This window comes from Enterobacter sp. AC1, assembly GCF_050434705.1.
GTDB classification, from domain to species: domain Bacteria; phylum Pseudomonadota; class Gammaproteobacteria; order Enterobacterales; family Enterobacteriaceae; genus Enterobacter; species Enterobacter cloacae_L.
In genome coordinates, this window is the sequence record NZ_JBNDIZ010000004.1 from 176466 (window position 1) to 201972 (window position 25507).

Annotated in this window: 22 protein-coding genes; 11 read left to right on the top strand and 11 right to left on the bottom strand. The window is 60.2% G+C overall.

Annotated elements, in window-relative coordinates; translation table 11 throughout:
- Positions 1 to 37: 37 nt before the first annotated feature.
- The gene (trpS, locus tag M2433_RS14020; RefSeq protein WP_429054880.1) at positions 38 to 1039 is read right to left on the bottom strand and encodes a tryptophan--tRNA ligase; all 1002 of its coding nucleotides are present in this window, start codon (positions 1037 to 1039) and stop codon (positions 38 to 40) included.
- Between the two features lie 199 nt (positions 1040 to 1238).
- On the opposite strand from trpS, the gene fosA reads away from it, so the two are divergent.
- Positions 1239 to 1664, top strand: coding sequence for a FosA/FosA2 family fosfomycin resistance glutathione transferase (fosA, locus tag M2433_RS14025; RefSeq protein ID WP_429054882.1), 426 nt, complete (start codon positions 1239 to 1241; stop codon positions 1662 to 1664).
- Here the strand turns inward: fosA and M2433_RS14030 are convergent.
- Positions 1650 to 2657, bottom strand: coding sequence for a LacI family DNA-binding transcriptional regulator (locus M2433_RS14030; RefSeq protein ID WP_348557110.1), 1008 nt, complete (start codon positions 2655 to 2657; stop codon positions 1650 to 1652). The genes fosA and M2433_RS14030 overlap by 15 nt on opposite strands.
- A 185-nt stretch (positions 2658 to 2842) precedes the next feature.
- Here M2433_RS14030 and M2433_RS14035 point away from each other — a divergent pair, with 185 nt between their 5' ends.
- Entirely contained in the window at positions 2843 to 3931 is a 1089-nt protein-coding gene (locus M2433_RS14035; protein ID WP_429054884.1) for a cellulase family glycosylhydrolase, read from the top strand.
- Between the two features lie 50 nt (positions 3932 to 3981).
- Positions 3982 to 5376: an MFS transporter gene (locus tag M2433_RS14040; RefSeq protein ID WP_429054886.1), complete on the top strand. Its 1395-nt coding sequence runs from the start codon at positions 3982 to 3984 to the stop codon at positions 5374 to 5376.
- Between the two features lie 40 nt (positions 5377 to 5416).
- On the opposite strand, the gene mcrC is transcribed toward M2433_RS14040, so the two are convergent.
- The 6 genes from mcrC to M2433_RS14070 all read right to left on the bottom strand — a co-directional run bounded on the left by mcrC (position 5417) and on the right by M2433_RS14070 (position 13377).
- The gene (mcrC, locus tag M2433_RS14045) at positions 5417 to 6550 is read right to left on the bottom strand and encodes a 5-methylcytosine-specific restriction endonuclease system specificity protein McrC (RefSeq protein WP_411777989.1); all 1134 of its coding nucleotides are present in this window, start codon (positions 6548 to 6550) and stop codon (positions 5417 to 5419) included.
- Positions 6547 to 8499, bottom strand: coding sequence for an AAA family ATPase (locus M2433_RS14050; protein ID WP_089598056.1), 1953 nt, complete (start codon positions 8497 to 8499; stop codon positions 6547 to 6549). The genes mcrC and M2433_RS14050 overlap by 4 nt, the downstream gene beginning before the upstream one ends.
- Before the next feature lie 131 nt (positions 8500 to 8630).
- The gene (locus M2433_RS14055; protein WP_095453550.1) at positions 8631 to 9452 is read right to left on the bottom strand and encodes an alpha/beta fold hydrolase; all 822 of its coding nucleotides are present in this window, start codon (positions 9450 to 9452) and stop codon (positions 8631 to 8633) included.
- A gap of 30 nt (positions 9453 to 9482) precedes the next feature.
- The gene (locus M2433_RS14060; RefSeq protein WP_429054887.1) at positions 9483 to 11102 is read right to left on the bottom strand and encodes an MFS transporter; all 1620 of its coding nucleotides are present in this window, start codon (positions 11100 to 11102) and stop codon (positions 9483 to 9485) included.
- Entirely contained in the window at positions 11099 to 11506 is a 408-nt protein-coding gene (locus tag M2433_RS14065; protein WP_429054889.1) for a DoxX family protein, read from the bottom strand. The genes M2433_RS14060 and M2433_RS14065 overlap by 4 nt, the downstream gene beginning before the upstream one ends.
- Positions 11506 to 13377, bottom strand: coding sequence for an amidohydrolase (locus tag M2433_RS14070; RefSeq protein ID WP_429054890.1), 1872 nt, complete (start codon positions 13375 to 13377; stop codon positions 11506 to 11508). Before M2433_RS14070 ends, M2433_RS14065 begins: the two co-directional genes overlap by 1 nt.
- A 218-nt stretch (positions 13378 to 13595) precedes the next feature.
- Between M2433_RS14070 and M2433_RS14075 the strand changes: the two genes are divergently transcribed.
- From M2433_RS14075 to M2433_RS14095, 5 genes are all read left to right on the top strand, one after another.
- Positions 13596 to 14282: a hydrolase gene (locus tag M2433_RS14075; RefSeq protein WP_008501349.1), complete on the top strand. Its 687-nt coding sequence runs from the start codon at positions 13596 to 13598 to the stop codon at positions 14280 to 14282.
- A 61-nt stretch (positions 14283 to 14343) separates the two neighbouring features.
- Positions 14344 to 14565 (top strand): DUF1427 family protein, encoded by a 222-nt coding sequence (locus M2433_RS14080; protein WP_023618601.1) that lies wholly within the window; start codon positions 14344 to 14346, stop codon positions 14563 to 14565.
- Positions 14562 to 14822 carry a XapX domain-containing protein gene (locus tag M2433_RS14085; protein WP_023334358.1) on the top strand — a complete coding sequence of 87 codons (261 nt, stop codon included), beginning with the start codon at positions 14562 to 14564 and terminating at the stop codon, positions 14820 to 14822. Before M2433_RS14080 ends, M2433_RS14085 begins: the two co-directional genes overlap by 4 nt.
- Positions 14823 to 14845: 23 nt before the next feature.
- Positions 14846 to 15226 carry a response regulator transcription factor gene (locus M2433_RS14090; protein WP_429054894.1) on the top strand — a complete coding sequence of 127 codons (381 nt, stop codon included), beginning with the start codon at positions 14846 to 14848 and terminating at the stop codon, positions 15224 to 15226.
- 9 nt (positions 15227 to 15235) lie between these two features.
- Positions 15236 to 20818, top strand: coding sequence for a trifunctional serine/threonine-protein kinase/ATP-binding protein/sensor histidine kinase (locus M2433_RS14095; RefSeq protein WP_429054896.1), 5583 nt, complete (start codon positions 15236 to 15238; stop codon positions 20816 to 20818).
- 3 nt (positions 20819 to 20821) lie between these two features.
- Here M2433_RS14095 and M2433_RS14100 read toward each other — a convergent pair whose 3' ends face one another.
- Together M2433_RS14100 and M2433_RS14105 are read right to left on the bottom strand one after the other, a co-directional pair.
- Positions 20822 to 21439, bottom strand: a complete 618-nt coding sequence (locus M2433_RS14100) for a response regulator transcription factor (protein WP_429054897.1) — start codon at positions 21437 to 21439, stop codon at positions 20822 to 20824.
- Positions 21440 to 21618: 179 nt separating this feature from the next.
- The gene (locus M2433_RS14105; protein WP_109081912.1) at positions 21619 to 22005 is read right to left on the bottom strand and encodes a VOC family protein; all 387 of its coding nucleotides are present in this window, start codon (positions 22003 to 22005) and stop codon (positions 21619 to 21621) included.
- Positions 22006 to 22093: 88 nt separating this feature from the next.
- Here M2433_RS14105 and M2433_RS14110 point away from each other — a divergent pair, with 88 nt between their 5' ends.
- Complete coding sequence (locus M2433_RS14110; RefSeq protein ID WP_008501342.1) at positions 22094 to 22696, top strand: ATP-dependent Clp protease proteolytic subunit; 603 nt, start codon at positions 22094 to 22096, stop codon at positions 22694 to 22696.
- A 136-nt stretch (positions 22697 to 22832) separates the two neighbouring features.
- Positions 22833 to 23954, top strand: a complete 1122-nt coding sequence (locus M2433_RS14115) for a JmjC domain-containing protein (RefSeq protein ID WP_429054900.1) — start codon at positions 22833 to 22835, stop codon at positions 23952 to 23954.
- Positions 23955 to 23992: 38 nt separating this feature from the next.
- Here M2433_RS14115 and M2433_RS14120 read toward each other — a convergent pair whose 3' ends face one another.
- Positions 23993 to 24178, bottom strand: coding sequence for a hypothetical protein (locus M2433_RS14120; protein WP_010427252.1), 186 nt, complete (start codon positions 24176 to 24178; stop codon positions 23993 to 23995).
- A 259-nt stretch (positions 24179 to 24437) separates the two neighbouring features.
- Here M2433_RS14120 and M2433_RS14125 point away from each other — a divergent pair, with 259 nt between their 5' ends.
- Entirely contained in the window at positions 24438 to 25391 is a 954-nt protein-coding gene (locus M2433_RS14125; RefSeq protein ID WP_429054903.1) for a helix-turn-helix transcriptional regulator, read from the top strand.
- Positions 25392 to 25507 lie beyond the last annotated feature (116 nt).

Genomic DNA, 25507 nt, shown 5'->3' on the forward strand with positions numbered 1-25507 from the left:
ACGCACTCCACCGCCCAACCTCAATCAACTCACCTCATCAAAACACCGGCACCCCCAGCCCAATCTTCACCTCCCTCAACGTCTCCTGCGTCACCCCCTGCGCCCGTTCGGTCCCGCGCTTCAGCATCGCCATCAGCTCCCCCTTATCTTGCATGTACATCGCCCTCCGCTCCCGCATCGGCGCAATCAGCTCCTGCAAGCACGCCTCCAGCTCGTTCTTACAAACCCGGTCACCCAGCCCGCCCGCCTGATAGTGCTCTTTCATCGCCGCCACTTTCTCCTTGTCCGGGTGAAACGCGTCGAGGTACGTAAACACCACGTTCCCCTCAATCTGCCCCGGATCGCTCACCTTCAGGTGGTTCGGGTCGGTGTACATGGCGCTGACCGCACGGTGAATGGTCTCTTCGCTGGCCGACAGGTGCAGCGTGTTGCCGAGCGATTTCGACATCTTGGCGCTGCCGTCGATGCCGGGCAGGCGGCTGGTGTCGCTCAGCATCGCCTTGCAGTGGCGCAGCACCGGGGCGGGCAGCAGGCTGTTCATCTTGTGCACAATCTCGTTGGTCTGCTCAATCATCGGCAACTGGTCGTCGCCGACGGGCACGCACTCGGCCTTGAACGCGGTGATGTCCGCCGCCTGGCTGATGGGGTAGGCCATAAACCCGACCGGCAGCGAGCGGGCAAAACCCTTCTGCATAATCTCGTTCTTCACCGTCGGGTTACGCTCCACGCGGGCGACGGTGACGATGTTCATATACAGCATCGTCAGCTCGGCGAGGGCGGGCAGGGCGGACTGCAGGCAGATCGTGGTCAGGTTCGGGTCGATGCCGGCGGCGAGGTAGTCGGCCAGCACTTCGGGGATGTTGTCGCGGATCTTCTGCGGGTTGCTGCCGTTGTCGGTCAGCCCCTGCAGGTCGGCAATCAGCACAAACTGGTTGTGCGTCTGCTGGAGCGCCACGCGCTGGCGCAGGGATCCGACGAAGTGGCCGAGGTGCAGCGGGCCGGTTGGGCGGTCGCCGGTGAGGATGGTCTGCGGGTTCATAAAGACTCCTTAACGTTGTAATGCCGAAAGGGGTCTTAGAAATGTGAAAGCCGCCTTTCGGCGGCTATCTGAAAATGGGGAAAACTACTCCGTGCCGCCTTTAAGAAGGCAACCACCAGCGGTTTACGGTGAGCACGGCGTGGTTTATGTTCATGCTTTTACCGTATCACGTCCGGCGCGAAAAACAAAAGGGCACGTCATGCTGCAATCACTCAACCACCTGACCCTTGCGGTCAGCGACCTGCAAAAAAGCGTTACCTTCTGGCACGAGCTGCTGGGCCTGACGCTGCACGCCCGCTGGAATACCGGGGCCTATCTCACCTGCGGCGAACTGTGGGTCTGCCTGTCGTACGACGAGGCGCGCCAGTATGTGCCGCCGCAGGAGAGCGACTACACCCACTACGCGTTTACCGTGGCGGAGGAGGATTTTGAACCCTTCTCGCACAGGCTGGAGCAGGCGGGCGTCACCGTCTGGAAGCAGAACAAAAGCGAGGGGGCGTCGTTCTATTTTCTCGACCCGGACGGGCACAAGCTGGAGCTGCACGTGGGCAGCCTCGCCGCGCGGCTGGCGGCGTGTCGCGAGAAGCCCTATGCGGGCATGGTGTTTACCTCAGACGAGGCTTGAGGCGCGCACTTTCAGCCTGCCCGCCAGCGTCACGTGCGTGGCGGCATCTTCCTGATTGCACAGGTACTCCACCGCCAGCCGTCCCAGCTCGCTGTAGGGCAGTTGAATACTGGTCAGCGGCGGGGTGAGCTGCTCGGAGATCTTCTGGTCGTCGTAGCCCGCCAGCAGCATGTCTTCTGGGATGCGTACGCCGTTCACCGCCAGCGCCTGATAGCAGCCAATCGCCAGCCAGTCGCTGGCGCAGAAGATGGCGTCCGGGCGCTCGGCCAGTTCCAGCAGGGATGTGGTGGCGGTAAAGGACTCGCTGAACTGCCAGTTGGTCTGGCGCACCAGGCCGTCGTCGCACGCGAGTCCGGCCTGCTGCAGCGCGGCCTGGTAGCCCGCCAGACGCTGGCGCGAGGCCTCCATCCAGCTCTCGCCGGTGATGTGGGCGATGCGCGTGGCCCCGCAGGCGATGAGGTGTTTCGTCACCTGGAAGGCGTTGGCGTAGTCGTCCGGGATAAACGACGGCAGCAGCGGCGAGCCGGGGTCGCGCTGGTTGAGCAGCACCAGCGGGATGCGGGTGCAGTCCTGGAAGGCCGTCATGTCCACCAGCGTGGTGACCGGAGAGGCGAGAATAATCCCGATGCAGTTGCGCTTCTCCAGCTGGCGGATGATGTTCAGCGCCAGCTCGATGTCGTCGCCGTAGTCGTAGACGGTGAGCAGTGTCTCGTTGCGCCACGCGGCTTCCCGCGCCTGGCTGATGGCGTCGATAAACGGGTCGAAGCTCTGCATGGAGCTCACCAGCAGGGCGATCTCCTCCTGGTTGCGCGGGGCGTGAACGGCGGGGAGGCGGTCGTAGCCGAGCTCGGTAGCGACGTTAATCACCCGCTGGCGGGTGTCGTCGCTGAGCTTGATGTTGCGGGACTGGTTAAGCACCAGCGATACCGTCGCCTGCGACACCCCTGCCGCCCGCGCAATATCGTTCATCGTCACTTTCGTTTTTCGCTTCATCCGTCCTCTCCCTTTCGCGACTTCGCATCATACCCTAACCGCACGCTTTAGCGCCGTCGATCACGTTTCTCATTCATCGAAGCGTGAACTTTGTGAGGGGCATCGCTTTTCTAAACGCCGCGATTTGCGCATTTATCCTGCAACTAATATTTATTAGCTAAATATTATCAGTAAGAGGACGCGTAATGAAAGAGCAGTGGAGCAGGGAGCAGGCCCAGGCTTGGTATGAGCAAAAGGGCTGGCTGTGCGGGTTTAACTATCTGCCGTCGACGGCGGTGAACTGGACCGATATCTGGCAGGCAGAGACCTTCGATGCCGCAACCATTGACCGCGAGCTCGGCTGGGCGGCGGACGCGGGCTATAACACCCTGCGCATCAACCTGCCGTTTATCGTCTGGGAGCACGACCGCGACGGGCTGATGGCGCGCATCGACCGCTTTTTGACGATTGCCGACGGCCACGGGTTCAGCACCATGCTGACCCTGATGGACGACTGCGGCTTCTCCGGCGACGAGCCGTACCTCGGCCCGCAAAAGCCGCCGGTACCGGGCAAGCACAACAGTCAGGCGGCGGCGAGCCCGGGACGCGACAAGGTGTGCGATCCCGACTGTTGGCCGCAGATTGAGCGCTATATCCGCGACGTTGTCCGCCAGTTTCACGACGACAAGCGCGTGCTGCTGTGGGATCTCTACAACGAGCCGGGCAACCGCGGTATTTTCGCCACCGGCACGCAGGAGGTGCAGTACGACGCGAAGCTGGAGACCTGCGCCCACGCGCTGATGAAGCTGGCGTTCCAGTGGGTGCGTGAAGAAGATCCGACCCAGCCGCTCACCGTCTGCGCGTGGCGTCTGCCGCCGGAAGAGGAGGGCGAGACGTTCTTCCAGCATCCGCTGGACCAGACCGCGCTGGCGCTCTCGGACGTGGTGAGCTTCCACGCCTACACCCACACCGGGCGCATGACGGCGATTATTCAGCAGCTGCAGGCGCTTGGTCGTCCGCTGTTTTGCACCGAATGGCTGGCGCGCCACGTGGGCAGCACCATCGAAGAGCAGCTTCCGCTGATGTACGCGGCGAAGGTCGCGCCGTACCAGTGGGGTCTGGTGCGTGGCAAAACCCAGACGTGGCTGCCGTGGCCGGTGGTGATGAAGGAGTCCACGGACTACTGCCGCCTCTGGTTCCACGACGTGTTTGAGGAGAACGGCATTCCGTTCTCGCGCCGTGAAATCGCCCTGATGCAGCAGCTACGCAAGATCGCCCCGAAGGCACAAGGCTAATAATATCGACTCGGCGGCCGACCGCCGGGCAACCAGGCAGGCATATAACAATGGCAATGACAATGAAAATACCGTCTCGCGAGTTGTGGTCATATTTTGGTTATGGATTAGGTCAGTGTTTTAGCTTTGGTTTAGTGGGTTCGTTTATTAACTATTTTTACACCGACGTGCTGGGGATCTCGGCGCTGGCGGCGAGCACCATCTTCCTGATTGCCCGCGCGTGGGACGCGGTTCACGATCCGCTGTTTGCCAGCATTATGGACACCATTAACAGCCGGTTCGGCAAGTTTCGCCACTTTTTGCTGATCGCGCCGCTGCTGATCACCGGCGTCACGCTGCTGTCGTTCTATAAAATCGAAGCGGACATGACCACCAAAATCCTCTACGCCGGGGTGACCTACATCCTGTGGGGGACGCTGTACGCCATCTCCGATATCCCGTTCTGGTCGATGTCGTCGGTGATGACCAACGACTCCGCCCAGCGCACCCGCGCGGTGACGGCGGCGATGCTCGGGGTGAACGCGGGGATTGCCTGCGCCAATATCTTCTTCCCGAAGCTGGCGGCGTTTTTCGCCCAGTACAGCAATGACAAAGGCTACTTTATGGCGGCGCTGGTGATGATGCTGGTGGGCCTGCCGCTGATGCTCAACGGCTTTATGCAGATCAAAGAGCGCGTGCCGCCGAGCCCGGAGAAGGTGACCATCCGCGACACCTTCCACAACCTGCGCCAGAACAAGCCGCTGTTTATCGTCCTGCTGTCGTTCTTCTTCTGCGTGTTCCACAACGTGGCGGGCGGTCTCTATATCTACTTCTTTATCAATAACCTGGGCGACGGCAGTCTGCAGATGGCGATTGGCGTGATGGGAATTGTGGCGGCGGTGCTGTGCCTGGTCGCGCCGATGCTGACGCGGCGGATGCAGAAGCGGAAGCTGTTTATGATCCTCTGCGGGCTGGACGTGGCGGTGCGCGTGGTGATGTGGTTTGTCGGGTATCAGCAGGTGACGATGCTGTTCATTCTGCTCGGCCTGAGCACGCTGTTCGTGATGATGACCAACATCCTCACCTCGTCGATGATTGCCGACACCATCGAGTACGCGGAGTACCACACGAACAAGCGCTGTGCTGCGATCACCTTCTCCGGGCAGACCTTTACCGGCAAGATGTCGGTGGCGGTGGGAGGCGGGCTAATCGGCGTGTTCCTGACGATGATCGGCTACGTGCCGCAGGCGCAAATCCAGAGTGAAGGCGTGCTGTCGGGGCTGTTCTTCGGGATCTGCCTGCTGCCGGCGATTGGGTCGCTGATCCGCATGGGCTTTATGTCGCGCTTTACCTTCACCGAGGAGAAGCACGCGGAGATTTGTCGGTTGCTGGCGGAGCGCAGGCATCATATAGAAAATAGCCGTGCGGAGAATAAGCGGCTGGAGCGCCCGGCTCCGGCGAACTAATCCAGGTGGGCGCCTGTCATACAGGCGTCCACTTCAGAACTTAATTCACGTCAGCTATCCCACAGCAATCATGGGCTAATTTCAATAATTGCTGAGTCATTGTGACGGCATCTGCTGCTAAATCAACGGTGGCAAAGTGGATTTTATGCCCCTGTACCTCAACGAATTCGGAGAGCATTACGTCGACGGCTGGATGAAGTAATAATCCAGCCGAACGGAGAGATAGCGGGTCTGTTCGATTCTCCTGCGTGCGCAGATAGGTATACATCTGGTAGATATAACCGCTGCGCAAGCTCTGATCGCGATACCAGCCTTTAATCAGAATGTTATTAAATTTAGTGTCGATGATGATGCGCTGTGCAGGTTGCCTGTGCTCAAGAATGATGTCCGAGTTCATGGTTGGGAAAATACTTTCGCTCCCTGCACTGTGAGAGGTTAATCTCCATTTCAACTCTTTTCCGGCAGTGACTGTCCAGTCTTTTTTGGGAAGATGGACGTGATAGAAACCCGCCATACTTTTCTCGAACAGTTTACGCATCCAGTAAGGATCATCAGACGGCGTTGGCAACAGTTTTTGCCCCGCAATTTGTGTTGGTAGCCATAATTCAAATGCCAGCTGCGCGGCATCTACCATGGCTTTATCCGCCGCATCGTGGCTACCAAAGCGCGTGATTGACGGCAGTTCACCTTTGCTGGGCATAGCGCCCTCGATACCTCTACGACGCAAATTGACTGCCATTGCGCGACATTGCGCAGCCAGCGTGCCGTCGCTGAGCAGTGGAACAAGGTGCTCTAGCGCAGAGCGAACATAGCGATTTCGTGGTGTATCCAGCGTCATTTCCTGAAACTGACACGCTACCTGTGCCCGCTCAAGCAATTGTCGACTGGTTGTACGCAGAACATCAATGCGTCCTCTTACCCTGTTAAGCGTGGCGCGGCGTGTTTGGTATCCCATACTTAACTGCCTTAACAGCCGCTGTTCTACTTCGTGAAGCAGGATTCTGGCTACCAGCGCCGGGATCTCCTCCGGGTTGTTTTCAGCGGCAACCATGCTGCGCCCGTGGTGGCGAAACAGACTGGAGGCGTACAGCATCAATAGCCAGATGTTGCGCAAAGGAATACGCGATACAGCTGCCCGAGCCTGCGTATCGCCACGTTCAGCAAGATCGGTCATACGCTGAGAAGTCCTTTTCTGGCATCAAGGACTTTCTCCGGCGCATCGAACCAGTATTCGGCAAGTAAAGGGCAGATTTCGGTTTCGACAACCTGCTCGTACCAGGCCATCCCGTCGTCAATTTTCAACCCCGTGGGTGGGGTAAAATAGCTATGCCCGATGCAAAACTGTGGCCCTAGCGCCGCATCCCTGGACAATTTTTCATTTAACGCGGTTAACTGGGATTCGATAAGGGCTAATGTTTCCAGACTCACATTAAACCGTTGGTTAACCCACTTTTTCCACGCGTCGTTAAATTCGGGCTTAAGATCAATAAACGCAAAGCGGCGCCGTAATGCCAGGTCTAGCAGGGCAAGCGAGCGGTCAGCGATATTCATCGTCCCGATGATGTACAGGTTTTCAGGAATGTATGTTTTTTCGTCCATATCCGATCGGTATGAAAGCTCAAGCGCCTCATTCGGTGTGCGTTTATCCGCCTCCATCAGCGTCAGCGTTTCGCCGAAAATTTGCGCAGGGTTGCCCCGATTAATCTCTTCAATGATGACCACGTATTTAGTCGTCGGATCGTTTACTGCTCTGTCTATCGCATGGAGAAAAGGCCCGTCTACCAGTGCTAAACGTCCTTCATTATTAGGACGCCAGCCGCGAATAAAATCTTCGTAGGAGAGGGTAGGGTGGAACTGCACCGCGCTGATGCGTTTAGAGGTTTCCTCGCCCATCAGGCAATATGCCAGGCGGCGAGCAAGCCAGGTTTTACCGGTTCCCGGCGGGCCCTGCAGGATCAGGTTTTTTTTGGCCTGTAGCCGCTGAAGGATGAGTTGGATTTTATCCTCTTCTAAAAAGCAGCCTTCGTCGATCAAATTGCTTATCGCGTAAGGCTTGTAAGGGATTTCAGCGGGCACGTTCTCTTCAACCGTTTCCTCGGTGATGCTTTGCAATTCACCTTTATCGAAGTTGAGATATTCATAGTTACCGGGGGTCTGAAACTCCAGTTCATCATCATCACGTAGTTTTTGCAGATAATATGAAATGGACGATTCAACTGTATTGTTATTGGGGTAATCCGCCTTAATCTCATCCAGATAAGCCTCTTTTAACTCCCTCAAGGAGAAGTATGGGCTGTCTTTTTTCAGGCACAGTAGTTTGATTTTATTAAGCAAATACGCTTTCCATGTCAGCCGCTCGACTTCATCATTTGACTGATGTAAATCGATATTCCATGCCGCCAGAGAGAGTTCGGGGAAGGAGTGAACCGGGTAGTTTGGCTGGGTAAAAGCCTTTTTGAGCGCCAGGGCTACGGTCTGATAGTTGTGTCCGCTGCAGCGCCCTTTGGCACCTTTTTTAATGATTTTAATATTCAGGACTTTCTGGATGTAGTACTGAGACTGGCTATCCAGCGTAGGATAGAACCAGGGGCGTAGCCAGTACAATCCCATCGTCAGGTTCCAGCCAACATTGCGCACGTTAGATGCGGCGTCATAAGACAAGAGGAAGTCCGTGGGATCGGCGTTTGGGGTGTCGGCGAAGGAGATTGCCTGAGAAAACATTTCCCACAGCGTATCGATGTCTTCTGGCTTACGTGATTTCTCATAGCCAAAGAACCATGACTTCTGATTGTTCAGCAGCGGAATACCGTCGAACGATTCAGGAACCGGTTCGCGAACGCCTATCAGTTTTGCCAGGCTGGCTGCGATATTTCTTCGGTTGGTAACGGTAAGTGAGCGATTAAACAAGCCCATAGTGGTAAAAGGACAAATGTCTTTCAAAGGATGGGGAGCGCCATTAGCGGGCTTGTCTTGCAGGTGTGACATACTGCCAATCTCAGCAGCAATGCGGTGAATGCCCGCCACCAACTCCTCTCTTCGATTTCGCCAGGTCAGTAGCTGAGAGGCAAATGTCTGATAAAAGTCTGCCCATGCGAATCTGACGTCTTGCTCAACTGCGTCCATATGCTCTCCAGTAAAATTTCAGGCTTCTGTAACCTGGCGACTGAATTTTACGGGATTGTAAGCCTTAATGAATAACTACCTAAAACAGTGATCTATAAGGGCATGCCGGAACGACATGCCCTCAGACCATCTTACAGCGACTTCACAAACGCCAGCAGATCTTCGTTGAGCTGGTCCTGGTGGGTCAGCGCGAAGCCGTGCGGCGCGTTGTCGTACACCTTCAGCGTGGCGTTTTTGATCATCTCTGCTGCCAGCTTGCCGGTGCTTTCAAACGGCACGATCTGGTCGTTGCTGCCGTGGATCACCAGCGTCGGCACGTCGATTTTCGCCATATCCGGGCGGAAGTCGGTTTCGCCGAACGCGGTCACGCAGTCGATGGTGCCCTTCAAAGACGCCAGTAGGGCGATGTTCAGCGTCTGGGTCAGCGCACCGGCAGAGACGGTCTGCCCGGCGTTGATGCCGTAGAACGGGGTGGCGAAGTCGCTGATGAACTGGGCGCGATCTTTACGCAGCCCGTCGCGAATGCCGTCAAACACGCTCTGATCCACACCCTGCGGGAAGGAGTCGGATTTGCCGAAGATCGGCGTCACCGCGCCCAGCAGCGCCAGACCGGCCACGCGCGCGCTGCCGTAGTTGTTGATGTAGCGGGTCACGTCGCCGCCGCCCATGGAGAAGCCCACCAGCGTCACGTCCTGCAGGTCCAGGGCGGTAATCAGGTCGTTAATGTCGGACGCAAAGGTGTCGTAGTCGTAGCCGTTCCACGGCTGATCCGAGCGGCCAAAGCCGCGACGGTCAAAGGCGATGGCGCGGAAGCCGCGCTCGGCCAGGTAGTTCAGCTGGCTGTCCCACATGTCGCCGTCCAGCGGCCAGCCGTGGCTGAAGAGAACCGGTTTGCCCGCGCCGCAATCTTTGTAGTAAATCTGCGTGCCGTCTTTTGCCTTAAACGTTGCCATAGTGTGTTCCTGTGCAGGTGATGATTAGGGTTATACCGGCGCGACCAGGTAGCGTATTGCCGGTGATGTTGTGCCCTGATGAAAAGCCAGAACGCGGCTCTGCAGCAGGAGGTCATTCATGGTGTGGCGCTCCTGCTGGCGCAGATGCTCAATCCACGAGCCCATCAGGAAGGTCTCAATAAACAGGCCGGGGCGCTCAATATCTTCGTATACCGCCCAGCTCATCGCCCCGGCGCGGCGGCGCACCCGGCGCAGCTCGTGGACCGCCTCCAGGAAGGCTTTTGCGTTGTGCGGGTCGATGATGTACTCGTGCGAGACCAGCACCGGGCCGCGCTCGTTCGGCAGGTCGATCTCCACGCCGTCCAGCGGCTGGCCGCTGAGGTCGAGGTTCAGGTCAGGATCTTTGCCCAGCTTCCAGCGGAACACCGTCGCGCTCGCCAGCACCATCCCCAGCGTGGCGACCACCAGCGAGGTCGGGGTGCCGAACTGCGACGCGATCTGCCCCCAGATGGCGCTGCCCGTGGTCATCGAGCCGAAGAACACGGTCAGGTACACCGCCAGCGCGCGGGCCTTCACCCAGCGGGCGGCGCTGCGCTGCGCGCCGAGGTTCAGCGTTGAAAGCACCGCAATCCACGCGAAGCCGGTGAAAAACTCAAACAGGTTGAGCAGCCAGAAGTGGCGTACGAACGCCAGCGCCAGCATGGTGAGAGCGAAGGTCAGGCTGGCGGCCACCATCAGGCGGTCGGCGTTCAGCCGCTGGCGCAGACGGGGCAGCAGGATGGCCCCGGCAATCGCCCCCAGGCCAATGCACGCCAGCATCACGCCGTAGCCCGCCGGGCCTAAGCCCAGCTCGCGGCGCGCCACCAGCGGCAGCAGGGCCCAGCCCGCGCTGCCGAAAACGAAGAACGCTACCGTGCGCACCAGCACGTTGCGCAGCACCGGCGCGGCGTGCACGTAGCGAATCCCGGAGCGCACCGCAGAGAAGAAGTGCTCCGGCGGCAGACGCTGTATGGACGGGGCCGGACGCCAGCGCCACAGCACCCACGCCACGCCGACCACGGACAGCGCGTTCAGGGCAAACACCATCCACGGCCCGGCGAGCGACAGCAGAAAACCGCCCAGCGCGGGGCCAATCGCCCGGCTGATGTTCACCCCGAGCGAGTTGAGCGCCACGGCGGCGCCCAGCTCGGGCTTGCTCACCAGATCGGGCACCACGGCCTGGAACGGCGGCGAGCTCATCGCCGCGCCCACGCTAAGCAGGAACGTCGCCACCAGCAGCACGGTGGGGGTGACGTGTCCGGTGAAGGAGAGCGCCGTCAGCCCGGCGGCGGCGATGAACACCCATAATTGAGAGAAGAGCAGGTATTTACGTCGGTCGACGATGTCCGCCATCACCCCGGACGGCAGGGCGAAGAGGAACATCGGCAGGCTGCTGGCCGCCTGTACCAGCGCGATGTCCAGCGGATCGGCGCTCAGGGTCAGCATGCTCCAGTTGATGCCGACGTCGCTCATCCATGAGCCGACGTTAGAGACCACCGTGGCGATCCACAGCATGCGGAATACCGGCTGGCTCAGCGGCTGCCAGGGTGAAACCGTCGGTGCGGGCGTCGTCTCGACGTGGGCGTCGCGAACGTCGTTAACCTGGGTCATGCAAACCTCTCCGTTGCCTTACGCTGCAGCCGCCACTGGCCCGGCCCGGTGAGGGCGAGGGTGGTGAAGATAATCAGCAGCAGCCAGCCAAACTGCCCTTCGGCAATCGACCAGTTCGGGTGGACCGCCAGCATCGCCACCAGCAGCACGGCGATAACCGGCAGGCACGCCAGGCGGGTGTAAACCCCCGCAATGATAAACAGCGGGCAGATCACCTCGGCGACAATCGCCGGGATCAGGCTGGCGTAAGGCCCGAAGCCGAACGGATCTTCAATGCGCGTCAGCTCTTCGCTGAAGTGCAGCACCTTCGGCAGGCCGTGCACGTACAGCAGCAGCAGGCTGCCGGTCAGGCGCAGGAAGAACAGCCCCAGGTCGACCCGGGGCGGAGCAAAAGTGTTTTTCATCAGAATGCAAAGCAGCTGCAGCCCAGCGCCCCCCAGAAAGCGTTATCGTCGGACACCGGCATCTCTGACGTGCGGGCGAAATCATGCTGGTGGCTGTGAACCCCGCACGGGCCGCTGCAGTGATGGATAGGGCTCATGCCGACGCGTGCGGCCTGCGGCGGCGCGCTGCGGTAGTGGCCCGGCACCTTGACCACCGGGGACCACTCGGGCAGGACCGGAATGGCCGGTGGCGCAAGCGGGCCAAAGCTGCCTGCGGCGTAGACGATGTCGCCGTTCACCACCGTCAGGACGGACTCGATGCCTTTGATCTCCTCTTCCGGCACGCGGAAGTAGTCTTTGCTCAGCACCGCCAGGTCGGCGAGCTGGCCGACCTTGATCTGCCCCTTCTGGTTCTGCTCGCTGGAGAACCACGCGCTGCCCTGGGTCCAGAGCATCAGGGCGGTATCGCGATCCAGACGGGCGCTGTGATCGTACATCTGCATCCCGCCGACGGTACGACCGGAGACCAGCCAGTAGAGCGCGGTCCACGGGTTGTAGCTCGCCACGCGGGTGGCGTCCGTCCCTAAGCCTACCGGCACGCCGGTCTCGAGCATTTTCGCCACCGGCGGCGTGTGGCGGGTGGCTTCGATGCCGTAACGCTCGGCGAAGTATTCGCCCTGGAAGGCCATGCGGTGCTGGACGGCAATGCCGCCGCCCAGTGCTTTGATGCGGTCGATGTTGGCCTGGGTGACGGTTTCAGCATGGTCGAAGAACCAGTGCAGGCCGTTGAACGGAATGTCGCGGTTCACCTTCTCGAAGACGTCCAGCATGCGGCTGATGGATTCGTTATAGGTGGCGTGCAGGCGGAACGGCCAGCGGTGCTCCACCAGGTGGCGCACCACGCGCTCCAGCTCGTCCTCCATGCCCGGCGCGAGGTCCGGGCGCGGCTCGAGGAAGTCTTCAAAATCGGCGGCGGAGAAGACCAGCATCTCACCCGCGCCGTTGTGGCGGAAGAAGTCGCTGCCCTGGCCCGGCGTGAGCATGTCGGTCCATTTTTCAAAGTCTTCCAGCTCGTGGCCCGGACGCTGGGTAAACAGGTTATAGGCGATGCGGATGGTCATCTGCTTTTTCTCGTGCAGCTCGGCAATCACCTCGTAATCTTCCGGGTAGTTCTGGAAGCCGCCGCCCGCGTCGATGGCGCTGGTCAGGCCCAGGCGGTTCAGCTCGCGCATGAACTGGCGGGTGGAGTTGACCTGCTGCTCCAGCGGCACCTTAGGCCCTTTGGCCAGCGTGGCGTAGAGGATCATGGCGTTCGGACGGGCAATCAGCATCCCGGTCGGGTTGCCGTTGGCGTCGCGCTGGATCTCGCCGCCCGGCGGGTTTGGCGTGTCTTTGGTGTAGCCGACCACCTTCAGCGCGGCGCGGTTGAGCAGGGCGCGGTCGTACAGGTGCAGGATGAAGACCGGAGTGTCCGGCGCGGCGTCGTTAATTTCGTCCAGGGTCGGCATCCGGCGCTCGGCAAACTGGAACTCGGTCCAGCCGCCCACCACGCGCACCCACTGGGGCGACGGCGTGCGCAGCGCCTGCTCTTTCAGCATCCGCAGGGCATCGGCCAGGGACGGTACGCCCTCCCAGCGCAGCTCGAGGTTGTAGTTCAGCCCGCCGCGGATCAGGTGCAGGTGGGAGTCGTTCAGGCCGGGGATGGCGGTGTGGCCTTTTAAGTCGACCACCTTAGTGCCGTCGCAGTGGTGTTGCATCACCTCGGCGACGGTACCCACTTCCAGAAATTTTCCGTCGCGCACGGCAACGGCTTCCGCGACGGGGTTCTCGCGATCGACGGTGTGAAACTGGCCGTTAACCAGAATGAGATCGGCTTTACCGAGGGTAACCATAAACTGCTCCTGACTGAGAGGGGAATGGTCAGGATTATGGGAACCGGTTTCGGCAAAGATCCAGTTATACAATAGGATAGGTATACCAAAGTATAACTATACCTAAGGTTAACTATACGAAGAGATAATTACGCGCAGGGACGGAAAACCGCAGGATGAGGGTGACTTTATCGTCGCGGCGCTCGCGGCGATTTCACCCTTAACCACTGGAAAATGCTATGACCTCTTCAAAGCTCGAAGTGTTAACCCCTGCGAACTGTCAGATAATCTTTATCGATCACCAGCCACAGATGGCATTTGGCGTGCAGTCTATTGACCGCCAGGTGCTGAAAAACAACACCGTGGCGCTGGCGAAAGCGGCCAAAGTGTTCAACATCCCGACCATCATCACCACCGTTGAGACCGAAAGCTTCTCTGGCAATACCTATCCTGAACTGCTGGACGTGTTCCCGGGCCAGGACATCCTGGAGCGCACCTCCATGAACTCCTGGGACGACCAGAAGGTGCGCGACGCGCTGAAGGCCAACGGCAAGAAGAAGGTGGTGGTTGCCGGCCTGTGGACCGAAGTGTGCAACAACAGCTTCGCCCTGTGCGCGATGCTGGAAGGCGATTACGAAATTTATATGGTGGCGGACGCGTCCGGCGGCACCTCCAAAGAAGCCCACGACTACGCGATGCAGCGCATGATCCAGGCGGGCGTGATCCCGGTGACCTGGCAGCAGGTGATGCTGGAGTGGCAGCGCGACTGGGCGCGTAAAGAGACCTACACCGCGGTGATGGATATCGTGCGCGAGCACTCCGGCGCGTACGGCATGGGCGTGGATTACGCCTACACCATGGTGCACAAAGCGCCGTCTCGCCAGAAGAGCGAGCACCGCACCTTAGCGCCGGTCCCGGCTCGCTAAGTTCCGCTGGCGGGCTGGTCCCTCATCCGGCTCGCCGCTGCCTCTTTCTCTGGAGTTCACAATGAGTACAGGGCTGATATCCCTTGCCGCAGGCGTGTTGATTGGCCTGATGTATGCCGTGCTGAAGGTGCGCTCCCCCGCGCCGCCCGCGCTGGCGCTGATTGGCCTGCTGGGGATGCTGGCGGGTGAACAGGCGACGCGGCATCTGTTATCCCGCGACGGCGCGCCCCCTCCTCAGGTGACCGTTCCGCAGGCCAACTCGCAGACGGGAGCGTCCTCATGAAAGCATGGATAATTTCGCTGGTGTGCGGCGTGGCTGCTGGGGTAATTTACGCTCTGCTCGACGTCCATTCCCCGGCGCCGCCGGTTGTCGCTCTGCTTGGCCTGTTTGGCATGCTGGTGGGCGAACAGCTCATCCCGGTGGGACGGCGTTTACTGAGTCGCGAACCGCTTACCCTCGCCTGGTTTCGTCACGAATGCGTGCCGAAAATCAGCGGCACGGCGCCCCCTGCGCCCGCGAAGGACGATCGCGACGTTTAATGATTGACCAGAGGAATCACAGCATGACGCTGCCGTGGCGCATTGCCATCATTGATGACGAACGTTCCGTCCGCAGCGGGCTGAGTAATCTCCTGGAGTCGGAAGGCTATTCGACCGATACGTTTGATTCGGCAGAGGTATTTCTGAGCCATCCGCTCGCCCTGTCCGGCGCGGCGCTGGTGATCGCCGATATCAAGCTGCGGGGCATGAGCGGCCTGGAGCTGTTTGACAAGCTGCGGCTGCTGGCCGTACCGCCGCCGCCCGTGATCTTTATCTCCGGTCATGCTGATGAAAATATACAGCGGTACGCTCTCAGCCAGGGCGCCGCTGCTTTTTTGCGTAAGCCCATTAACATCGATATTCTGCTGGATCATATTCAGCGGGAGCTGGCCCGCCGACAATAAGGATCGCGGATGAACGAAAACGAGCAGCCTGCATTCTGGCCCGCCCAGGGGAATCTTCATCAGGGGCGGGTTTTTGTCCTTAAAGAGGATGTGATTTTTACCGTGCTGGCGCAGGAGGGTGGAATTGCCTGGATGCACGCGCGACATCCTCATTCCGGCGGCTCGTTCATTATCGCCACCGCGGTCAGCGACGAAGAGGAAGAGCGAACCACCCGGCTGCTCAAAAACGAGTTTGCGCTGCGCGATATGCTGCAGGACAGCTGGGCCATTCGCGCCGTCGCGTCCACCCAGTACCGGGGGCGCTTCGCGCTGGTGTACGCCCCGTTTTCCTTTGAGCTGCTGGCGCGACGCGCGGGCAGGGCGATCTCGGGGATCGCGCGCTTTATCGAGATGGCGATCCAGATCTGCGTTCCCCTGCGCCAGATGCATCTGCAAAACCTGATCCACGGCGATATCAAGCCCGGCAGCATTTTTGTTCAGCACGATGCCACCTGCCGTCTGGGCAGCTTTGGCCTCTCCTGTACTCTCTCCGATGCTTTCTCCCAGACCCGGCTTGCCGTGTCGGGCGGTACGCCCGCCTGGATGTCGCCGGAGCACACCTCCCGCACCCAGCGCCCCGTTGATAACCGCAGCGATCTCTACAGCCTCGGCATGGTGCTGTATGAACTTCTGACCGGCCGCCTGCCGTTTGAGCTGGGGGAAGACGACCAGACCAACTGGGCGCACTACCACATTGCCTCTGAGCCGCTGGCCCCGGACGCGATCCGCCCGGACGTGCCGGAAATGCTGTCGACCATCATCCTGAAGCTGCTGGAAAAGCACCCCGATAACCGCTACCAGACGGTCGACGGGCTGATTGCCGACCTCCGCCGCTGCCAGGCGACGTTGACCTGTGAGGGGGAGATCGTCGCCTTTACCCCCGGCCAGCAGGACCGCACCCCGGCGATCCATCTGGCGGATTCCCTGTTCGCGGCCCATCCGCAGGCGAACGACGTCATTGCCGCGTTTGAGCGGGTGGGGCTGAACCGCGTGCCGGAGCTGGTGACGATCGGCGGGCCGTCGGGGATCGGCAAATCCTCGCTCATCGCGACGGCGCTCAAAACGCTTCAGCAGCGCACGGTGCTGCTGGCGGTGGGCAAAGTCGATCAGTTTTCGCCGTCGCTGCCCTATGGCGTATTAAGCTCCGCGTTCCGTACCCTGACGCTGCACCTGCTCGGGCTGCCGGCAGACGAGGTGGCGAAGTGGAAAATCCGCCTCTCGCGCGCCCTTGAAGGGTATGAGGAGCTTGCCGTCAGCCTGGTGCCCGAGCTGGGCCTGCTGCTTGAGAGCAGGCCGCGCTTCTCGGCGGATACGTTTTCGATTGATGCCCGGGCGCGCTTCAGCCATATGGTGCTGGCGCTGGTGAAGGCCTTTGCCTCGCAGGGCTGCCCGCTGGTGCTGGTGCTCGACGATCTCCAGTGGAGCGACCCCGCCAGCCTGCATACGCTGAACTATCTGCTGGTGAACTGCGGCGCTGTTCCGCTGCTGGTGGTGGTGGCCCACCGCGATATCAGTTCCGTGTCCGACGCCGCCCTGCAGGCGCTGCTGGCAGGCCTGCCGGAGGCGGCGCAAAACGCGAGCGAGATTGTCCCGCAGGCGCTTTCCGTGAAAGCGGTGGCGCGCTGGCTGGCGACGGTATTTCGCACCCGCAGCGCGGCGACGACCGATCTCGCCACGCTGATCCATGAGAAGACCGGCGGCAACCCGCTCTTCGTGCACGAGTTTTTCCGCCGCATCGTCGACGACGGTCTGGTGGTGCACAACAAATATCAGGACAAGTGGCACTACGATCTGCAGGCGATCCGCGCCAGGCATTACACCGAAAACGTCGTCACTCTGGTGCTGGAGCAGCTCGAAGAGCTGCCCGACGAGACGCGCCGCCTGCTGGGCAGCATCGCCTGCCTCGGCGGCACGGGCGAGATGGAGATGATCTGCCGCGTGGTGGGCCTGTCGATGGCGGAAATGCGCTATGCGCTGCACCCGGCGGTGATGGCCCAGCTCATCGTGCTGACGGAAAAAAAGTACGCCTTCACCCACGACCGGGTGCAGGAGGCGGCCTTTGCGCTGCTGGATCGCCATGAGAAAAGCCATATTCACCTGACCACCGCCAGCCTGCTGGCCGACGCCGCGCGTCAGGCGGCGGGGAACGAGCTGCTGTTCCGCGCCGTTCACCACGTCACGGCCGCGCTGGACAGCATCCAGCCCGTGCCGCAGCGCCAGAGGTTCCGCGAGCTGAGCCTGCTGGCCGCGCGACGCGCGAAGCGTTCGGGAGATTACCTTTCGGCGCTCGGCTATATCCAGACCGCCAGAGCGCTGGGCAACGCCGGGACGGTGTCAGACTTTATGCTCGATATCGAAGAGGCGGGCTGCGAGTTTGCGCTGGGGCATCTGGAGCGCACCCGCGAGCTGTGTGACGCCATTCTCGGCTGCCCCGGCGGGCTGACCGAAAAGGCGCTGGCGGCCAACCTGCTGGTGGAGGTGTACATTCGTCAGTCGGACAGCCGTCTGGCGCTGGAGGCGGCGCTCTGCTGGCTGGGGGTGTTTGGCATCCAGATTGGCCGCTATCCGGAAGACGCCGACTGCGACGAGGCCTGGGAACGCTTCTGCAACCGCGCGAATGACGCGCCGCAACATCTGTTTGCCCCGCTGTCGCGGATGGATAACCCGGAAACCGAAGCGGTGATGAACCTGCTCTACAGCGCCAGCATTTGCGCCAGCTTCATCTGCCCGCGCCTGCACTTTTTGCTGCTCTGCCGCATGATGCACCTGACCCTCGACCACGGCATTACCGGCGCGTCCACCACGGCGATGGCCTGGTTTGGCGTGCTGATGGGCCACCGCTACGCCGAGTACCGCCTCGGGTTCCAGTACGGCACCCTGGCCCGCGAGCTGGTCAATCGCCACGGCTACGATGCCTTCGAAGCCAAAACCCTGCTGCCGCTCGACCAGCTCAGCGTCTGGACCCAGCCTTTATCGTTTACCATCGAGTGCGCGAAGGCCTGCTTCACCTCGGCGGTGACCCACGGGGATATGACGATGGCCTGCTTTGCGGCCTGCCACCAGGTGATCAACTTCCTCTCGCGGGGCGATCACCTGGACGGGGTGCTGACCAGCATCGATCGCGGCCTGGCGTTCGTGCGTAAAACCCACTTCCAGGACGTGGAAACCATTTTGATGGTTCAGCGCGGGTACGTTGAATTTCTGCGCACGCCGGTCATCGGCACCTGGACCGCATCGCAGGTATTGCCTGAGGCGCTGCTTCCCGCGTCGCCGGAGCAGGCTCCGGAGCACACCTCCACCATGCTGTTCTGGTACTGGCTCTACCGCGGCATGGCGCACTTTACCTGCGGGGAATACGCCGCCGCGCAGGCGGATCTCGAAATGGCGGGCTGGTACGCGTGGTCCGCGCCGGGACACATTCACCTGCTGGATTACCATCTCTACAGCGCTCTGGCGCTCTCCCGTCAGCTGACGCCGGAGACCTTCTCGGCGAACCACCGCCGCAGTATTCACGCCCACTACGACAAAATCGCCCTCTGGGCGCGCATTAATTCCGGCACGTTCGCGGATAAAGAGGCGCTGATCTACGCCGAAATCGTGCGTCTGGACGGGATGAACAGCATCGCGCTGGAGCAGTATGAGAAGGCGGTCCGGCTCTCCCGCGAGGGCGGGTTTAACCCGATTAACGCCCTGGCCCACGAGCTGGCGGGGCGCTTTTCCCTGGCCTGCGGCTACCCGACCGCCTCGGACGCACACTTCCGCGGGGCCATCGCCGCCTGGGGTCGCGCGGGCGCCCAGGCCAAGATCCGCCAGCTGGAGCAGGATTTCCCGCACCTGCTGGCCTCGGGGCAGGCCAGCGCCTACGACACGGTGGCGTTCGCCCAGAACGAGACCATCCGCGATCTGCAAAGCGTGATCAAAGCGTCACGCGCGCTGTCGGAAGAGATCAACCTTGAGCGCTTAATCGAAAATCTGATGACCATTCTGCTCGAACGCGCCGGGGCACAGCGCGGCCTGCTGCTTCGCGTGAGCGAGAGCCTCATCCCGGAGATCGAGGCCAGCGCCTGGACCAGCACCGAGGGCGTGCGGGTGCGGATCCTGAAAGACGTGCCGACGGCGACCGACCTGCCGCTGTCTGTGCTGGCGGCGGTGATCCGCACCGGGCAGGAGATCCGCACCGGCAGACCGGAGGAGTTCCATCCCTTCAGTCAGGATCCCTATCTGGTGACCTCGGGGGCGGCGGTCATGTGCGTCCCGATGTTCAAACAGGCGCGGCTGGTGGGCGTGCTGTACCTGGAAAACCGCCTGATGCCGGAGGTCTTCACCGCCGAGCATTCGCGCGTGGTGAGCCTGCTGGGCGCGCAGGCCGCGGTATCCCTGGAGACGGCGCGGCTGTACGCCGAGCTGCTGGCGGAGAACATCCAGCGCCGACGGGTGGAGAAAGAGCTGCGATCCAGCCAGACCTCGCTGATGCTGGGCGAGCAGATCAGCCACACCGGCAGCTGGCGCTGGGAGCTGGAGCAGGATCTGATGTTTGTCTCGGAAGAGTACGCCCGCATTCTCGGCCTGCCCGAGCAGCAAAAAATGATCTCCATGGCGGAGTTTTTGACCTTCGTTCATGAGGACGATTACGGCCGCATCAGCGCCATCGTCACCCGGAGCGTGCGCGACGGGCTCTCCATGCGCGCGGAGTTTCGCGTTAAGCGTACCGACGGCTCAACCCGCTACATCCTCGGGATTGGCGACCCGGTCGGCGTGGGCAGCGAGGTGAACGAGTATTACGGCATCATCACCGATATCACCAGCCAGCGCGCCGCGGAAGATGCCATGCGGGTGGCGCAGGCGGATCTGGCGCGGGTGTCCCGGGCCACCACCGTCGGACAGCTGACCTCCTCCATCGCCCACGAGATCAACCAGCCGCTGATGTCGATCGTCTCGAACGCCGGGGCGAGCCTGCGCTGGCTCAACCGCGAGCCCGCCCGTCTGGATAAAGTACGGGAAGGGCTGGAGGAGATCGCTGCCGAAGGCGCGCGGGCGGGGGAGATCATTCGCAGCATCCAGTCCCTGACGCGCAAGCAGGATCCCACCTTCACGCGCATCGACATGCACTACCTGATCCACCATATCATCACGCTCTCCCGCAGCGAGCTGGAGCAGCGACACATTAGCGTTGATTACATGTTGAAGGCGCAGGAGAGCTTTATCACCGGCGACAGCGTGCAGATCCAGCAGGTGCTGTTGAATCTGGTGATGAATGCGGTAGAGGCGATGGCCGAGGTCAAGGATCGCCCCTGCGCCATTACCCTCAGCACCGGCAACGCGGACGGGAAAGTGATCGTCGAGATCGCCGATACCGGCAGCGGCATTGAACCCGAGCGTCTGGAGCAGATCTTTGACTCGTTCTACTCCACCAAAGCGCAGGGAATGGGGATGGGGCTGACCATCAGCGCCAGCATCATTGAGCGCCACTGCGGGAAGCTGAGCGCGCGCCGCCGGGAGCCGTTCGGCACGGTGTTCGCGTTTGCGCTGCCGCTGGCGGCGCAGGAAGGGTAAAGGTTACTCTGCAGGCTGGCTTTTGGTCAGGCGCTCAACGGCTCTGACCAGCTCCGCCACGGAGCGCACCTGCATTTTTTCCATCACGCGGCGACGGTGCACCTTGACCGTGATTTCGCTGACGCCCAGCTCGGCGGCAATCTGCTTGTTCAGCATGCCGCTAATCGCCAGCGTCAGCACCTCGTGTTCGCGCGGCGTGAGGGACATATGCCGCTGCTTCAGGGCGTAGTGCTCTTTATTGCGCGCGGCGTTGTGTTCCGCCAGCTGAAGCGCGGACTCAATGGCGTCGATAAGCGCGGTGGATTCGACGGGCTTGGTGAGGAATTCGTAAGCGCCGCCCTTGATGGCGCGCACCGACATCGGGATGGTGCCGTGGCCGGTGAGAAAAATAATCGGGATCTCGCGACCGCTGCCTTTGAGCGCGTCAGCCACCTCAAAGCCCGAGATGGCGGGCATTTGCATATCGAGAACCACGCACGACGGCAGATCCTCAAACCGGTGTTGAAGAAAGGCTTCTGCCGATGAAAAGCCGATGGCGCTTAAGTCTGCCGACTCCAGCAGCCCGATTACGGACTGTCTGACTGCGTCATCGTCATCTACCACATACACAATGTGTTCCATTCACCGCCCCGGTGCTGATTGACATGTCGAGGATGCAAACAGTCCCGACGCTTACGTAAGGGACTGTTTATGCTGACTTTCATCTTAACACATTAACTATCATTATCATTTCACAATATGATAACGGTATGAAGTATAGCGATACGTGACCGGGGCGGTTAAGCAACGAAACGCCGTTTTTATGCACCGACAAGCTCAATGCGGTTGCCGTCCGGATCCGCGATCACCGCTTCATAGAAGCCGTCCCCGGTCATGCGCGGGGCGCTGAGCAGCGTGCCGTTTGCCTGCGCCCGCTCGGCCATGCCGTCGACCTGCGCCTTGCTGCCGACGTTGATGGCGATATGCGCCCAGCCGATAAACTCCGGGTGGGCAGGGGCGTCGGGCAGATCCGGCAGCGTCATCAGCTCGATGGTCGGCCCGTTATCCAGCGTAATAAAGTGAGATTCGAAACCGGGACGATTTTTACTGACGTAGCGTTCGTTACTGCGGCCATTAAAAACCGTTTCCCAGAACTGAACCTGTGCGTTCAGGCTGCGGGTCCAGAGTGCGACATGGGCAATATTCATATGCTCCCTCGTTATTTGTCTGTGAGGACTTTGATCGGTAAAACAGGCTACACTCTGGTTTTGAGCGCTACAAGCTGAGGAAATAACAATGCACTACACACTGAAAGAAAGCGACAAGGATAAAGCGGAAGGGTCAAACGGCGCGGGCGCTCTGCAGCAAAAACTGCTGGAGTCCCGTTCGATTGTGATCTCCGGTGAGATCAACCAGGAGCTGGCGCAGAAAGTGATCACCCAGATGATCCTGCTGCAAAGCGTCAGCAACGATCCGATCAAGCTGTACATCAACAGCCAGGGCGGCCACGTGGAAGCGGGCGATACCATCCACGACTTTATCAAATTCATCCGCCCGGAAGTCCACGTCATCGGCACCGGCTGGGTGGCGAGCGCCGGGATCACCATCTTCCTGGCGGCGAAGAAAGAGCACCGCTACTCGCTGCCAAATACCCGCTTTATGATCCACCAGCCGCTGGGCGGCGTGCGGGGTCAGGCGACGGATATTGAGATCGAAGCGCGCGAGATCATCCGCATGCTGGATCGCGTGAACAAGCTGATTGCTGACGCCACCGGCCAGCCGCTGGAAAAAGTGAAAAAAGACACCGACCGCAACTTCTGGATGTCTCCGGCAGAAGCGCTGGATTACGGCATTGTGGGTAAACTGATTACCCACTATGACGAGCTGAAGCTGGATTAAGGTTTTATCGCCGTGTACGTGTCGGGTGGCGGCTTCGCCTTACCCGACCTACACGTCCTCGTTTGACCCATGACAAGTTCCCCCTCTGCCTTCTTGCCTATAATCGCGCCTGTTTCCCCTCTCACTGGTGCTAACCATGGTGTATCAACTGAACCTGAACTGGCCGGAATTTCTCGAAAAATACTGGCAAAATAAACCCGTTGTGCTGAAAAATGCCTTCCCGAATTTTGTCGACCCGATTACCCCGGACGAGCTGGCAGGCCTGGCGATGGAGCCGGAAGTCGATAGCCGTCTGGTGAGCCATTTCAACGGCAAATGGCAGGCCAGCAATGGGCCGTTTGAGCACTTTGACGATCTGGGCGAAACCGGCTGGTCGCTGCTGGCGCAGGCGGTAAACCACTGGCATATGCCGGCGGCGGAGCTGGTGCGTCCGTTCCGCGTCCTGCCGGACTGGCGTCTGGATGACCTGATGATCTCCTTCTCCGTCCCCGGCGGCGGCGTGGGCCCGCATATCGATCAGTACGACGTGTTCATCATTCAGGGGATGGGCAGCCGCCGCTGGCGCGTGGGCGACAGGCTGCCGATGCGTCAGTTCTGCCCGCACCCGGCGCTGCTGCATGTGGATCCGTTTGAGCCGATCATCGATGAAGATCTGGCCCCGGGCGATATCCTCTACATCCCGCCAGGATTCCCGCACGACGGCTTTACCCATGAGACGGCGCTTAACTACTCCGTTGGCTTCCGCGGGCCGAACGGTCGCGATCTGATCAGCAGCTTCGCCGATTACGCGCTGGAAAACGATCTGGGCGGCGAGCACTACAGCGATCCGGATCTGACCTGTCGCGAGCACCCTGGCCGCGTGGAGCAGTACGAGCTCGATCGCATTCGTCAGATGATGATCGACATGATCAGCAAACCAGATGATTTCACGAAGTGGTTCGGCAGCTTTGTTTCGACGCCGCGCCACGAGTTGGATATCGCCGCCGCCGAGCCGCCGTACGCGCCGGAAGAGGTGCTGGACGCGCTGCAGGGCGGCGAAACGCTGTCTCGCCTGAGCGGCCTGCGCGTGCTGAACATCAACGGCAGCTTCTTCATCAACAGCGAGCAGCTGGAAACGGTAGACGCGAAGGCGGCGGATGCGCTGTGCCGCTACACCGAACTCGGCCAGGCTGAGTTGGGCGATGCGCTGAATAACCCGGCGTTTGTTGAAGAGCTCACCGGGCTGATTAACCAGGGGTACTGGTACTTCGACGAGTAGTGGAGGGCGGCGTTGAGTGAGGCTCAACGCCGCCTCGTTTAGACCAGCATATTACACGCCTTCCAGTAGTTCAGAAGGCGTTCGTCATCGCGCTCTTTTTCCGCTTTTATTTTCATCGCCTGCGCCAGATTTTCTCTCGACACTTCATGACCTTTCTGGACGATGTCTAATACCGCTTCACCAAGAGCCAGTGAAATTTCTGTCCGATTATTGCGAATCGTCATAAATACCTCCTCGTTGGTTGCGTTAATTTAATTATGAAAGAGAAATAACCATCCGGTAATAATTCATCTCATTCTTAGTCTTTTATTTCTCTCATTTTCGACGGGGGGCGAAAATGAAACGGGGATATTTTCTTCCTTATGGACAGTAATAATCTTCCGACTCATACGGGTGCATAATCCCGTTAAGCCCAGAGATTGCCGCCATCCCCTGTGAATGGTACTGTTTGACCTGTCCTTTTTCCCATGCAGGCGTGGCATTATGCTCCAGAGTGAAAATACATCAGCGAAACGCCTGTTTTTTGTTGAGGATTTTCAGCTATTCGGCGAGCGCTATGGCATCGACTATCGTTTTCCCCAGCTAAAAGATGCAGTCGCCACCCGCAGTCCCGTTCTCCACGGGGACGTGGAAGAGATGACCCTCTCCTCGGGCATTTCCCTGACCCACTCCGACGTTCGCGTGTTACAGCCTTACGAAACGACCTCTCGCCACAGCAGCCCGCTCTATATGCTGGTCGTGCTGAAAGGGTGCGTCACGCTAACGCTCCGCGGTAAACAGTATGTGGTGCGGTCGGGTATGGCATTCAGCGCCTGCCTCAGTGAAGAGCAGGTGATGAGCGCGCGGCACGATGCGGACAGTACCCTGAAGACGCTTTCGTTTGGCGTGTACCCCAATGACGCCAGGCGTGAAAGCCTGCTGGAAACCTTGCTGCTGGAGTGGCAAAGCCGGAATGCGCCTGCCGTTGTCTGGCACGTGCCCGGATTCGTGCTCTCCGGCATTCAGCACGCACAGCAGCAGGGCGTATGCGCGTTATCACGCAGACTGCTGCTGGAGGGGCTGATGTATCAGCTGCTTGGCCATGGGCTGAATCAGTGCCAGCAACACCGTCCCTGTCGACCGGAGCATGCGCGTCTGGAACGCGTGCGGTGCATGCTGGAACAGTCGCCTGAACAGAATCACTCCCTTGCTGAACTGGCCGCTCTCGCGGCAATGAGCCAAAGCAGCCTGCGCAGCAAGTTCCGCCAGCGCTATGGCTGCACGCTGTTTGATTATCTCCGCGACTGTCGGCTCGCGCTGGCCCGGCGCTATCTGCTGGAAGGCTATAGCGTACAGCAGGCGGCGTGGATGTGCGGCTACCAGCATGCCACGAATTTCTCTACCGCATATCGTCGCCGCTACGGTATTTCGCCGGGTGAGGTACGTAAAACGCAGTAACGCACTTTTCCCGTTCCTGCTAACGCTTCCCGTGCGGTTTGTCATCGCGCATAGGTAACCTGGCGGCGCGCATAGCCGTTTGCTCTCTCAAAAAGGTAATAATTCTTATTAACAAT

Bases quoted from the DNA above. Each gene is read 5' to 3' on its own strand.
- trpS (WP_429054880.1), bottom strand. From the start codon at position 1,039: ATGAACCCGCAGACCATCCTCACCGGCGACCGCCCAACCGGCCCGCTG.
- fosA (WP_429054882.1), top strand. From the start codon at position 1,239: ATGCTGCAATCACTCAACCACCTGACCCTTGCGGTCAGCGACCTGCAA.
- M2433_RS14030 (WP_348557110.1), bottom strand. From the start codon at position 2,657: ATGAAGCGAAAAACGAAAGTGACGATGAACGATATTGCGCGGGCGGCA.
- M2433_RS14035 (WP_429054884.1), top strand. From the start codon at position 2,843: ATGAAAGAGCAGTGGAGCAGGGAGCAGGCCCAGGCTTGGTATGAGCAA.
- M2433_RS14040 (WP_429054886.1), top strand. From the start codon at position 3,982: ATGGCAATGACAATGAAAATACCGTCTCGCGAGTTGTGGTCATATTTT.
- mcrC (WP_411777989.1), bottom strand. From the start codon at position 6,550: ATGACCGATCTTGCTGAACGTGGCGATACGCAGGCTCGGGCAGCTGTA.
- M2433_RS14050 (WP_089598056.1), bottom strand. From the start codon at position 8,499: ATGGACGCAGTTGAGCAAGACGTCAGATTCGCATGGGCAGACTTTTAT.
- M2433_RS14055 (WP_095453550.1), bottom strand. From the start codon at position 9,452: ATGGCAACGTTTAAGGCAAAAGACGGCACGCAGATTTACTACAAAGAT.
- M2433_RS14060 (WP_429054887.1), bottom strand. From the start codon at position 11,102: ATGACCCAGGTTAACGACGTTCGCGACGCCCACGTCGAGACGACGCCC.
- M2433_RS14065 (WP_429054889.1), bottom strand. From the start codon at position 11,506: ATGAAAAACACTTTTGCTCCGCCCCGGGTCGACCTGGGGCTGTTCTTC.
- M2433_RS14070 (WP_429054890.1), bottom strand. From the start codon at position 13,377: ATGGTTACCCTCGGTAAAGCCGATCTCATTCTGGTTAACGGCCAGTTT.
- M2433_RS14075 (WP_008501349.1), top strand. From the start codon at position 13,596: ATGACCTCTTCAAAGCTCGAAGTGTTAACCCCTGCGAACTGTCAGATA.
- M2433_RS14080 (WP_023618601.1), top strand. From the start codon at position 14,344: ATGAGTACAGGGCTGATATCCCTTGCCGCAGGCGTGTTGATTGGCCTG.
- M2433_RS14085 (WP_023334358.1), top strand. From the start codon at position 14,562: ATGAAAGCATGGATAATTTCGCTGGTGTGCGGCGTGGCTGCTGGGGTA.
- M2433_RS14090 (WP_429054894.1), top strand. From the start codon at position 14,846: ATGACGCTGCCGTGGCGCATTGCCATCATTGATGACGAACGTTCCGTC.
- M2433_RS14095 (WP_429054896.1), top strand. From the start codon at position 15,236: ATGAACGAAAACGAGCAGCCTGCATTCTGGCCCGCCCAGGGGAATCTT.
- M2433_RS14100 (WP_429054897.1), bottom strand. From the start codon at position 21,439: ATGGAACACATTGTGTATGTGGTAGATGACGATGACGCAGTCAGACAG.
- M2433_RS14105 (WP_109081912.1), bottom strand. From the start codon at position 22,005: ATGAATATTGCCCATGTCGCACTCTGGACCCGCAGCCTGAACGCACAG.
- M2433_RS14110 (WP_008501342.1), top strand. From the start codon at position 22,094: ATGCACTACACACTGAAAGAAAGCGACAAGGATAAAGCGGAAGGGTCA.
- M2433_RS14115 (WP_429054900.1), top strand. From the start codon at position 22,833: ATGGTGTATCAACTGAACCTGAACTGGCCGGAATTTCTCGAAAAATAC.
- M2433_RS14120 (WP_010427252.1), bottom strand. From the start codon at position 24,178: ATGACGATTCGCAATAATCGGACAGAAATTTCACTGGCTCTTGGTGAA.
- M2433_RS14125 (WP_429054903.1), top strand. From the start codon at position 24,438: ATGCTCCAGAGTGAAAATACATCAGCGAAACGCCTGTTTTTTGTTGAG.